This window comes from Anaerolineae bacterium, assembly GCA_016931895.1.
GTDB lineage: Bacteria > Chloroflexota > Anaerolineae > 4572-78 > J111 > JAFGNV01.
Window position 1 is genome coordinate 1 of sequence record JAFGDY010000069.1, and the last position, 11,593, is coordinate 11,593.

The 11,593-nt window shown below is 52.1% G+C and carries 9 protein-coding genes; 2 read left to right on the forward strand and 7 right to left on the reverse strand.

All coding sequences use genetic code 11. The features are described 5' to 3' along the window. Window positions 1-10: 10 nt before the first annotated feature. The gene (locus tag JW953_05505) at window positions 11-997 is read left to right on the forward strand and encodes a threonine/serine dehydratase (protein MBN1992139.1); all 987 of its coding nucleotides are present in this window, start codon (window positions 11-13) and stop codon (window positions 995-997) included. A gap of 171 nt (window positions 998-1,168) precedes the next feature. Continuing rightward, window positions 1,169-1,801 (forward strand): GAF domain-containing protein, encoded by a 633-nt coding sequence (locus JW953_05510; protein ID MBN1992140.1) that lies wholly within the window; start codon window positions 1,169-1,171, stop codon window positions 1,799-1,801. Between the two features lie 88 nt (window positions 1,802-1,889). Here JW953_05510 and JW953_05515 read toward each other — a convergent pair whose 3' ends face one another. The 7 genes from JW953_05515 to JW953_05545 form a co-directional block, all read right to left on the reverse strand. Next, window positions 1,890-3,542 (reverse strand): M1 family metallopeptidase, encoded by a 1,653-nt coding sequence (locus JW953_05515; GenBank protein MBN1992141.1) that lies wholly within the window; start codon window positions 3,540-3,542, stop codon window positions 1,890-1,892. Window positions 3,543-3,775: 233 nt separating this feature from the next. Next, window positions 3,776-4,447: a hypothetical protein gene (locus tag JW953_05520; protein ID MBN1992142.1), complete on the reverse strand. Its 672-nt coding sequence runs from the start codon at window positions 4,445-4,447 to the stop codon at window positions 3,776-3,778. Between the two features lie 126 nt (window positions 4,448-4,573). After that, window positions 4,574-5,446: a hypothetical protein gene (locus JW953_05525; GenBank protein MBN1992143.1), complete on the reverse strand. Its 873-nt coding sequence runs from the start codon at window positions 5,444-5,446 to the stop codon at window positions 4,574-4,576. Window positions 5,447-5,457: 11 nt separating this feature from the next. After that, the gene (locus tag JW953_05530) at window positions 5,458-7,224 is read right to left on the reverse strand and encodes an ABC transporter ATP-binding protein (protein MBN1992144.1); all 1,767 of its coding nucleotides are present in this window, start codon (window positions 7,222-7,224) and stop codon (window positions 5,458-5,460) included. A 90-nt stretch (window positions 7,225-7,314) separates the two neighbouring features. Further along, window positions 7,315-7,884 (reverse strand): hypothetical protein, encoded by a 570-nt coding sequence (locus JW953_05535; protein MBN1992145.1) that lies wholly within the window; start codon window positions 7,882-7,884, stop codon window positions 7,315-7,317. Between the two features lie 217 nt (window positions 7,885-8,101). Next, window positions 8,102-9,358: a carboxypeptidase regulatory-like domain-containing protein gene (locus tag JW953_05540; protein ID MBN1992146.1), complete on the reverse strand. Its 1,257-nt coding sequence runs from the start codon at window positions 9,356-9,358 to the stop codon at window positions 8,102-8,104. Between the two features lie 30 nt (window positions 9,359-9,388). Next, window positions 9,389-11,002, reverse strand: a complete 1,614-nt coding sequence (locus JW953_05545; GenBank protein MBN1992147.1) for a hypothetical protein — start codon at window positions 11,000-11,002, stop codon at window positions 9,389-9,391. Window positions 11,003-11,593: the final 591 nt, after the last annotated feature.

Genomic DNA, 11,593 nt, shown 5'->3' on the forward strand with positions numbered 1-11,593 from the left:
GAGGAATAAAATGACAAACGAAACCATCCCCACCCTGCAAGATGTTATCGCCGCTCGACCGAATGTGTATCGCTATTTAAAACCAACCCCGCTGCACCCCTACCCCGGCTTGAGCAAATTGGTAGAGGCCGGCGTTTGGGTTAAACACGAGAACCACCAACCGATTGGAGTTTTTAAGGTGCGGGGGGCTTTAAACCTGGCGGCCAATTTGAACGCGGAAGAAGGTCAAGCCGGTCTGTTTACCGCCTCAACCGGCAATCACGGCCAAAGTATTGCTTTTGCCGCCCGCGCGTACGGTCTTAAAGCCACTATTGCCGTCCCTGAAGGGGCCAATCCCGGCAAGGTAGCCGCCATGCGCGGGTTGGGGGCCGAAGTTATTTTTCACGGCCCCGATTTTGATACCGCCCGCGAGTGGATTATGGCTGAAGCCGAAGCCCAACACGGCCGTTTTGTGGGGCCGGCCGAAGAGCCGCTGATTTGTGGCGTTGGCACCTACGCCCTGGAAATTATGGAAGACCTGCCGGATGTTGATGCCATCATTGTGCCGGTTGGCGCGGGCAGCGGCGTTTGTGGGGTGAGCATTGTGGCCAAAACCATCAATCCCAAAATAGAAGTGATTGCCGCGCAATCGGCCCAGGCCCCGGCCATGCAGTTGAGCTGGCAAACCGGCAAGTTGACCACCGCCGAAATGAAGACCTTTGCCGAGGGGGTGGCCACGCGCGTGCCTTTTGAAAATACGCAGCGCATTATGCGCCGGTATCTGGATGATTTTGTTTTGGTTGACGACGAGGATATCAAGGCGGCCGTGGTGCTTTTGCTGGAACACACCCACAACCTGGCCGAAGGCGCGGGCGCTATCCCCCTGGCGGCAGCCTTGCACCTTAAGGGCAGGTTGGCCGGTAAAAAAGTTGTTTTGGTGATGAGCGGCGGCAATTTGTCATTGGAGAAGCTGCGAGGTATTTTGGGAAGCACGCCCGGCGCTAAACCTTCGGGCTAAAAAAGCCAAAGCCTGGCGCATTCAGCGGGCAACGAAAATCTGCCTCCAAACTGAAATGAACTACGCCAAGTTAGCTGTTCAAATTGTCTACTTTCTGCTATACTGATATGGGGTCAGGTTTCCTGATCAGTGATAGGTAGGGGTCATCAAAACATAGCAGGAGACAGCACAATGAGCGTAGCTACCCAATTGCAACAAGAAGTGGTTCAGTTAAAAGAAGCATACCATGCTCTGGAGCAGGAAAACCAAGTTTTGCATCGTTACCTGGATACCGTGCAAGAGCTTTACTGGGCCGGCCAGGAAATAGCCTCCGCAGAGAATTTACTTTATGAACTGAATCAACTCTTGTATAAAGTAATGAGTGTGGTGGGCGCTAAGGATGGCTCTATCTCCCGCATGGATGAAGGCTCAGACGAATTGGTTTTTGCGCTGGTGCACGGCGAGTTGGGCCAGCAGTTGCCCGACTACCGGATAAAGAGCGACGCCGGCATTGCCGGTTGGGTGGTGCGTAACCGCCGGCCCATTATTGTGAACGAGCCTCGCCAGGACCCTCGTTTTTCGCAAATTGTTGATAAGGAATTTGGTTTTTTTACCAAATCAATTGTGTCGGCGCCAATGATGCGCCTGGGCAGGCTGTTGGGGGTGGTGCAGTTGCTCAACAAGCGTGATGACGGCCAGTTCAATCAGGCCGATGTGGTGCTGCTTTTGGTTTTAGGGCAGGTGGCGGCCATTGTTTTTGAAGAAATGAAGGCCAGGCGCAAAAGCGAGACATTTGAGGAAGACGATATTCTGGCCCCGCTGTGATTATTCAAGAAGGTAACAATTTCAACTTGTTCCTACACTCTGTTGAGGACGATCTAAAAACGGGCCAAAGTTGTCTGGCGGCAAAGCCTCACTTTTCATAAACCCACGTTTCAAACAAGTTAGTTAAATCACACCGGCAATATTGTTCGGCCAGTTGTTTAAAGGTATCGCCGGTGGCAATGCCCCACTGATGCGTTTGGTAGTAATCTCGCAAAAACGCATCAAAAGACGCTTGCCCCATTTCTTCGGCCAGGGCGGTAATAAAAAGCGGCCCGCGGCCATAAACAATGGCCCCGTATTCTTTGCCGTCGTAATCGCCTGCGGGCAAGCCGATGGGAATGTCGGCCCGGCCCACTCGCTCCCAACGACTCTCCCAAGAATCAAGGTAGCCCTGGGCAGTAGGTTTATCGTACACGTCAAGGTAATAAAGCCAGGTGGCGTATTGGGCCAGGGCTTCATCCAGCCAGGGTTCGTCAACCTGGTCATTCCCCACGGCGTTATAAAACCACTGGTGGGCGACTTCGTGCGCTATGGTGCTTTCCAAAAGAATGGAGGCCGGTAATCCCCCAATTTCTGCGTTGGGGTCATAAAGCGCCAGGGAGATGCCTACCAGGCCGGGGTATTCGATGCCCAGGGCTTGCAGCGGAGTGCTGACTACATCAAATTCGGTGTAGGGGTAGGGGCCGAAGCGCCGGTTAAAAGTACGCAAGGAATCTGCGGCTACGGCCAGGGCCAGTTCGGACTGGCCGGTTTGTTGGGGGAAGGCATAACTATTGACGGTGGTTTCGCCCACGGTTTTGCTGATAACGGTGTAGTTGCGGCTGGCGGCCAGATAAAAATCACGGGCCGGGCCGGCGGCAAAGGTAAGAATTTGTTGATCCCCCGTTTGCTCCCGTTCAATTTCGATGCCTGCCGCCACAAGGGTTAAGTTGGCCGGAGCAGTCACCCGGACCAGGTAAAAACTGGCGTCGTTGTAAGACAAGTCCGCATTTGGCGAGGGGAGGGCCACGTTCCAGCCTTCGTCATCGTAAACCGGAATGGTTGGATAAAACTCATCCAGCACCAGGACCCCCTCGGAATAACCAAACAGGCCGTAGTTGCCGGCCAGCTCCTGGGTCACTTCCACCCCAAAGTCCAGTTGGATAGTTACGTGTTCGCCAGGGAGTAAAGCCCCTGGCAGCGGCACTTGCAGGGCGGTATCCGCAAATTCAGCAATGAATTCAACGGCCTGACCATCTACCTTTACGGCCGATATGTTTGTCTGCCCCCCCATTGCATTTGGAAACAAGCGGAAATAAACCTGTTTGAGCGGCTCGTCTTCTTGATTGGTGTACCAAACTTTCTCTTGACCGGCCAGGTGCAGCAAATCATCAGTCAGTTGCAAGTCCAGATGGTACACGCTGGCCCCGGGCAAACGGCCAAGCGCTTCCTGTTCCGTGCTAATCAAACCCCGGCAAAAGATTTCACGGTCATCCCAATTTGTTTCATCAAAGAAGTGGGATTCGGGAGAGGGGGAGGCCGGTTCGGGAGAGGGGGAAGCTGTGGAAGGAGATGGGGAAGTAGGGCTAACGGTAGGCGTATTTGTTGCCGCCGGGGGTTGAGTGGGTGTGGCCGGATTGGCCAGGGTGGAGAGATCGCTACTGGGGGTGGCGGTGGGGAGGCTCGACTGGCAAGCCGCCAGCGAGACCACGATCAGGATGAACAATAAAGGGAGATGAAGTCTCAGGAAGTGAAATTTCATGATAGATACCTTTTACCTTAACTCAACGTGTTTTTTTAATCCTGATAGCCTGTCCAAAAACTTTTAGAAGCCGTCTGACAAGCATGTCATTTCGAGGCCATAGGCCGAGAAATCCCCGAAATCTCGCTCGAAAACATTACGCCGTAGGATTTCTCGCTACGCTCGAAATGACATAGAAACTATGTCGGGCTTTTCAGACAGGCTCTTAGTGGGCTATGTATTTGCAAAACGGCTTATTCAACCTGCCGGTATAGAACAAAATACCAGCTTGGGGCTGCAGAGTCAAAAGAAAGTTCCAGCGGCGGTGCGGCGGGTTGGCCGGCCTCATTGAGCAATTGCAGCGTCCACGCGCCGCCCGACGAGTTGAGGGCCTGATATTTAATATTGCCGGCTTTGTAGTGCATGGCCCCGCTATTTTCCGTCCAGGCCCCGGCGCTGGCCGCGCTTTCAAGCTGCATGCCGCCGCTGTGAGCGCCCAACACGCGGTAGCCGCTCAAGGGCTGATTGTTGGCGTCGGTAACGGCAATGTAGACATCAAAATTTAACTGGCCGGTGGGGAACTTTTCGACTTCTGAGATGGTAAAAGCAAAACTGGGGACAGGCGTAGTCGTAGGGACAGATATGGCCGTCGGAGGAAGCGGGGATGGCGAGGGCGTGGCGGTAGGCGGCAAAGGGGTGGGGGAAGAAGGTAGGGGCGTGGGGGTAGCCGTATCAGGCGGAAGCGGCGTGGACGTGGCTGTCGGCGAGGGGGCTAAGGTGGCGGTAGCGCTGGCAGTGGGGAAAGGGATGACCGCGGGCGTGGCCGTCGTCAGCGCCAGGGAGCGGCGCGTTGGGCGCGGGGTGGGGGATGACGGGGCAGTCTGGGCCAGCCCCAGCCACAGGGTTAAACCAGACCCAAACGTCACTATGACCGCCAGGCAAAGCCCTAACAGAAAGATGGCACCCAGCAAAAAAAAGAGTCTATGTTTCTGTTTCAACTGGCCCACGTTCCGCCCATCCTTCTAAATTGGATTTGATTTGCCGCAAAAAACTCATCGCCCCAAAATTTGATACGTCCCCGACGACGGGCCGGCATTTAATTCGCGCCGGATTTGCATGTTGTAGCCCAAAACGGTTACGCAAGCGTTAGACGAAAGCGGGATGGTCTGCCCGTCAACCACCAATTTGGGATAATGGGTGGAGTTATCCAGATGACTCAAATCATCGGTGCAGACCCGAACCTGGGTCAGAGCCTGGTTGGGGATCAAAAAATGGGTAACGTCTCCGGTTAAAGCCCACTTTTCCACATTTTCGCCTGTATCTTCTGTTGACCGGCCTACTACTTCTAACCTGACGGCCCGGAGTCCGCTGCCGGACCCGGCGGTCAATTCAAGCTCTAGAAAATAGCTATAAAAATAGTTGTTGACCACCTCATTGGGAATAGCGGCCTTAAGGGTTTCAAATTGACCGGCGGCATAGGTATTGGTGCTGGAAGTTTCGGCCAGGCTCAAGCAGCGCGCCTGGCTGTGGTCGCAGCGTTTAAGGCGCACCTGCACCGCCCCCTGGTTGTCAAAATCTTCGCCAAAAACCGTCAGCCCGGTTAAAGTGCTTGGTTCAGGCAAAACCAGCGGCGCCACAAATAGATTGCTGCCAATGGCAATGCCCACCGGCTGCCGGCTGATGGTGAGAATTTGCCGCTGCGCGTCTTTTTGGTAAAGCGTATCTGGATTGACCGGCATAAAGGCCATGGCCGAAACGCTGAGATGGGTCGCCGGGTGGGCGACCACCGGCGGCGTTGGCGTAACCATAACTTGAAACGCCGGCGCAGCCATAGCCCCTTGCCCAGCCGGCAACAAACCGGCCATAAAGGTCAAGATAAAAAGAGTGACCAACAGAACGGTTAGCCAAATTTTATGGTTGTTCATTTTTTCCTCCATTAATCATCATAACGGGCAAAGATATTCCGGTAGGCTTCGGATGCTCGCATCAGGGTGTCGTGGTTGCCAACCATGGCCACCCGGCCTTTGCGCAAGACAATGATCAAATCGGCCCAGCGAATTTGGGAGAGACGATGGGTAATGAGCAGGGTGGTGCGGTTTTGGGCCGCCCGCTCAATGGCCTGTTGGATGTGGTCTTCGGTGGCGCTATCAATGGCGCTGGTGGAGTCGTCTAAAATCAGAATGCGGGGGTCGGTCAAAAAAGCGCGGGCCAGGGCCAAGCGCTGGCGCTGGCCGCCGGAGAGGGTGACGCCTCGCCCGCCGACCATGGTATCGTAACCGTCTCTGAACGAGGTAATAAAATCGTGGGCCTGGGCGGCTTTGGCCGCGGCCACAATTTCAGCCTGGGTCGCCTGGGGGCAGCCAAAGGCAATGTTTTCGGCAATAGTGCGCGAAAAAAGGTAGACGTCCTGCTCGATGACGGAAATTTGCCGCCGCAGCGCTTCCAGGTTCCAGCGGCGCACGTCAATGCCGCCAATCTTAATATAGCCGTTGGTGGCGTCGTAAGTGCGGTTGATCAGTTTGGCGATGGTGCTTTTGCCCGAGCCGGTCTGCCCCACAAGGGCCACGGTTTGGCCGGGTTTAATCTTAAAGCTGACTTCTACCAGGGCCGGGCTGGTGCCGTTATAAGTTGAGGTGACCCGGTCAAACTCAATGCTGCCGTCCATGTCCCGGTCATAACCGGCCACATTTTGGTCAAGCTCGGTTTGGACGTTGATAATTTCCAAAATGCGGCGGGCGCTGGATAGGCCCGTGGAAACGTGGGAATAGGCAAACTGGGCGGCAAAAGTGGGAAATTGGAAGAGCAGCAGCATTCCGTTAAAAGCCACTACATCGCCAATGCCAATCAGTCCCCGTTGGAACAGCAGGAGGCTGTGCAACAAGCCGGCGGCGTGCAATAAACCTAACAGTAATAACGGGAAAAATTTAGCCTCAACATCTCCCTGCCACACAAAGGCCTTGCGCCATTTACCCAGGGCCTGCTCAAAACGGTCAATCTCCCTGGTTTCCTGGGCCGCTCCTTTAACGGTTTCAACGCCGTCAATGGCTTCGGCCAGGGTGGCGTTGAGTTGACCAAACTCGTGGCGCACGGCTTCGGTGGCGGGGCGTAAATTCAGCAGGTAATCCCGCAGTAAAAAGACATACACCAGCAGATAGATAGAGGGCGTCAGCAGCAGTTGGGGCTGAATAGAGGGAACCAGGATGAAAGGAGCGATCATAAAATTCAAAGAGCCAATAACCAGATTCATGCCAGGGTTAAACAGCAGATTAACTTCCCGCACGTCGTTGGTGGCGCGGGCCATCAGGTCGCCGGTAGCCTGCTGGTCGTGAAACGACATACTTTTGCCGATGAGGCTCAGGTAGAGTTCGTCGCGGGTGTCTCGCTCGACCCGCTGGCCGATGACCTCGCTGCAAAAGTTACGCATGAGCATTAACCCCCCGCGGACAAATTGAGAGGCGATGAGGGTCAGGCCAACCCAGCCCAAAGCCTGGATGTCGCCCGAAGCCACAATAATGTCAAATCCCTGGCCAATGAGCACCGGCACCAGCCCCGCGCCCACGGCATTGCCCAGCGCGCCCACAAACACGCCCAGGATAAAAATTTTATGCCGCCACACGTGAGAAAAAATCCACCGCGCCGGGCTACGGCGATCCGATTGCCAGGGTTTGGCTATAGAGAATTCAGCGATGGTTAAGGCAGGCATTAGGATTCCTATTGGGCGTGCAGATTCACCTTGAGGGGAATGATAGATTTGAGAGAAGGCTTTGTCAAAGATAGGGAAGTAGCACAAATTTTATTTTTGCTCCGTTGGAGCGATGAAGGGACATCGGTGGCAATCCGCCTCGGTCAAGGGAAGATTTGAGAGAATGAATTTGTCTAAATCGGCTACAGCGTAATCCTGTCCGGCAGTATAAAATTTGATAAAGTGCGCACCGCTACTGATATGACCCAGGTCAACAGAATATACCCATCCTGAAGTTGAACCGACTACATTTATTTCGCAGTCAAACCGGTTCCAACTGTATTGATTTTTAGGATAAAAAGAAGCCCTGGGGATTACCTCGTTATCTATGTACACGTCAATGGGAACATTGGCTGCGGTGTTTTTGGAAAATCTTACTTGTAAATATAAGTGGTCAAATTCAAAGGAGCTAATATTATCATATCTTACATATCCTGGCTGTTTAGTCCAGCCGGGGGTGGCGCCAAATTGGCCATGCACCATTGTTTGGCAAGCATTGGCACGAGAAAGCCTTTGACCCACCGTGTAAGCAGCCGAGGTCTCACATTCTGTTTCATACAGCCAGGGCCAATTTTTCATCACCAGGGGCAGGTGAAGGGTGTAAGCCGGAGTAGACGTCATCTGAGCTGTATAATCCAACTTTATCGACCAGGGATGTGACCGGTTAAAGTTAGGGTCAGGGGCGGCCGATGACAGGTTTGATGATATTTGAGGTGTATTTTTTACATCTACTTGCTGAGTAATGAAGGTCCATGTGAAAAAAGCCAACAGGCTAATTGTGAGTATAAACGAGAAAAACTTTATCGCTTTCATTGTTTTTTTCCTTGTCTTGGCCAAACTACTGGCTAAAAACAATGTTATCCAGATAGACGACGCCTTCGGTCCCAGAAAGATTAGCATCAAAAACAAAGACTAATTCTCCCATTTCGGTAAAAGAAGAGAGGGGTGGAGTAAACTCTGATAAATTTATAGGTATGGGTTGCCAACTATCTGTAATACTGTTCGCAAAATATTTAGCGGTTTCGGCGCAGGTGGTTTGATCATGGGTTTGGGTACAGGCGCGTTTCAGTTCAATCTTCATTTCCCCCGGAATATGGGGGCCATCGGCGCGGATGTTAAAGGTGAGATAACGATACAGGGTGAGATCAATTTCCTCCAGCTTCAGCCAGAACCCGCTCCAATTTTTAATTTGATATTCTAATCTAACTACACACCCCGCCCCTTGCTCTGGGGTATAACTTTCCAGTAGAAAGTCACCGGCTTCTTTATTATAGGCTGCGCCCATCAGTCCTTGTAGGTTACTGACTCCCGCGCAACTGTCGAAATCGGCTACTACCAAGGGAGGCATTGGAGGTAGAGTTGGGGTTGGGAGAGGGGTGTCAGCAGGTGGAATTGGGGTATTCGTTACTGTTTCGGCGATAACAGTTGGTTGAGGAACCGGGGTATCAGTTGGTGATTTTGGAGTTGGGGTGTCAGTCAATTTAGGAATAGGGGTATAAGTAGGTGGAACAGGGGTATCGGTGAGAGGGATAGGGGTATGGGGTGGCGGGATTGGTGTTAGAGTGTCGGTTGGCACTGGGGAAGCTGTGGACAAATTTATAGTTATATTCTGCTGAACTCTACGTACCAAGATGCCCTCTGTCCCTCCTTCCACCTTCATACTGTTCACTTCAACTTGATACCTGCCGTTGGGGACATCAGTAAATTCATAATGTCCTTCAACATCAGTTGAAGTTTCGTATCTTTTACCACTACGGTCAAAAAATACAACCTTTACATTACTGACAGGATTACCAGACGTATTGCGGATGATGCCTTCAACCATTATAGTTTTAGGCCAGAGTACAAAGCCAGCCAGCACAATAACAATAAGACCTAGCCAGGCAAAAGCCATTCCCATAGTGCTGGTCCAACCAGAGTACACTACCCAAATAGACATCAGCACTGCCAAACCGATGGCCACGATTAAGGCAGTAATTGGCTTATCAACAAAATTGGTAATGACCGCAAACAGCGCGAGTGGGACACCTAAGACCGCTCCAATGGCTTTGACTATTTCAATGATGGCCTTTCCGCGATTATTATTGTTATTCATTGCTCTCTTCCTTGCCTTAGTTTAAGGTTATCAATTTTTCAAAACAACCGGTAAATACAATCTATTTGGCACCAAAAGCGCATAGCCCTCGCGCAAAAATTTGTTTTCCCTGGCCGCTTGCCACAACCCAAAATCCTGGCCTTGCCGCTGAATCAGGTAACGGCCCCAACCCAGGGTTTGCAGGGCCAGATTCCACGACCCCTTAAGATGATTCCACTTCATTTCCGCAGCATCACAGCTTGCGCCGGCGGAAAACAGCAAACTCTCCACATTATTCAGCGGAGAAAACGGCCCCGCGTTGATGAGCCACGTCCACATACTGATGGCTTCGGTGGGACGGGGTGAAGCCATCATAGCCGCATAATGAGGTACCGCAACCGGAGCCGTCAATAACGACGAACCGTCGTGAGGGCCGTCAGACCGGCCTCCAACCCCAAAAGCCTGATAAATTTCCGGTGTAATGACCGCCGAAGGCACAGGCACTTCGGCGGCGGAGAGGCCAAATAACCCAAGCTGGTCTAAACAAGATGCCGGATAATAACTGGGGTAGTATAAAGTCTGGGTATAGCTGGCTTGCCGGCGATATAAAGCCCAATCCACACCCCAATAATCCGTTGTCTGAGGCGGGGGCACAAACAACCAGGCCAACTCGTCAATAAAACCGGAGCCATTGGCAGTGGGGGGAGCGGGATATTTAAGCGGCGCGATTTTTTGCGTAGCCGCCGCATAAGCCAAATCTACCAGCCAGCTTTCTCCGCCAAATGTATCCCAAACATATACGCTTTTTGCGCCGGTGTAAGTATATCCATGCGAAATACCGTTGGATGTGAGCAAATCATCCCAGTCAATCCCTTGCAGCAATTGTTCAGTGCCTGAAGTGTCCAAGCCCAGAGCATTTTGGGCATCCAGTAAGGCCAGTGCGGCAATAACGGTATCCACCGAAGACCATTCTGTATTTTGGGCTATGGTTATTTCATTGGTACCTGAAATTTGCTCTACCCAGTGCGGCCACAAACCGTGATAACGAGGCACACTGATCAGGAGCGTATGACTAATTTGGTTGACGATTTGCATAGCATCGCTGTAATTAATGACCCCCGACTGTTCAGCCACAACCGTTGCGGCGGCCAGGCTTCCGGTTGACTGAATAGCATCAAACTCGCCGCTGGCATATTTAGCCGCGTCACGCACCAGGCCGGTATCTGGATTTAAGTTACGCAACAACATTCCATAACTCCAGCCAAAACCGGCCCGTGCTGCATCGGTCATTGAAGTTGTAGCCGTGAAAGCCACATGCTCAACCACCGCATACTCTCCGCTTGTGATTGGCTCAATAAGCCACACTAACGTTGTTACGTCTGTTAAGGTGTGGGGCAGGTCAAAACTCAACGTCTGCGTTCCCCCAGACAACAAAACCGATTGACTCCAACGAATGATAGTATCATCTTTGAGTTCCACTTTGAAAGTTCTGGCGGGGGTAGCGCCGGCCACACGAATAGTCAACCCTGTAATTTTGCTCTGGTGTTGGGGCAAAATTTGAGAGGGTAAAATTGCCGAAAAATTTATGGCAAGTTTTTCATGCTCAGGATGGTTGAGACTCAGCCACATCCCGCCTGGATTAGTGGAAGTAGTGGTGGCGGTCACCCGGCCCTGTCCCCATGTCAAATCACTACTGAGTGCCCCCCGGGTCCCGCCAAGCCGGTTATAGTAATATATAACATCACCCTGATACGGTAGTGGAACAAAATCGTCTACTAATATCCTGACCGGCGATACTATTTGTTGAGAGACTATATTGTTACCTGGGCCTTGCTTTGGGGGTATCACAGAATTGTCCCTGGTAACAGGTAAATAAGGCGTCATGCTCCCAAACGCCAATAAAAGCATTGCCCCGGCCAGTCCCAAAGTGACCCCCAATTTTTTTACAGCGATTATGTTCAATTCTGGTCCCTCCAGATTTGCGTAATAAAAATAAACGCCGCCCTTGGTCAGGCGGCGCATTGAGTGTATGGTGATAAGATGATTCCAGTCGAGAACTTGGCCCGCGTTCGCCAGGCCTTTAGAACCCTTTTAAGTTAATTGTTGTATATTGGGGGATACCCTAAACCAGTATAACACAAAATGTTAAGGAAGGGCAAGTTTATTTTTGTAAGCGTAAAGACTATGGGACAACCTCCTGAACCAATTGCACCGGCCAGTCAAGGCTGAGGCCCTGACAGAGAGCGGTCATCGGCA

Bases quoted from the DNA above. Each gene is read 5' to 3' on its own strand.
- JW953_05505 (MBN1992139.1), top strand. From the start codon at position 11: ATGACAAACGAAACCATCCCCACCCTGCAAGATGTTATCGCCGCTCGA.
- JW953_05510 (MBN1992140.1), top strand. From the start codon at position 1,169: ATGAGCGTAGCTACCCAATTGCAACAAGAAGTGGTTCAGTTAAAAGAA.
- JW953_05515 (MBN1992141.1), bottom strand. From the start codon at position 3,542: ATGAAATTTCACTTCCTGAGACTTCATCTCCCTTTATTGTTCATCCTG.
- JW953_05525 (MBN1992143.1), bottom strand. From the start codon at position 5,446: ATGAACAACCATAAAATTTGGCTAACCGTTCTGTTGGTCACTCTTTTT.
- JW953_05530 (MBN1992144.1), bottom strand. From the start codon at position 7,224: ATGCCTGCCTTAACCATCGCTGAATTCTCTATAGCCAAACCCTGGCAA.
- JW953_05535 (MBN1992145.1), bottom strand. From the start codon at position 7,884: ATGACGTCTACTCCGGCTTACACCCTTCACCTGCCCCTGGTGATGAAA.
- JW953_05540 (MBN1992146.1), bottom strand. From the start codon at position 9,358: ATGAATAACAATAATAATCGCGGAAAGGCCATCATTGAAATAGTCAAA.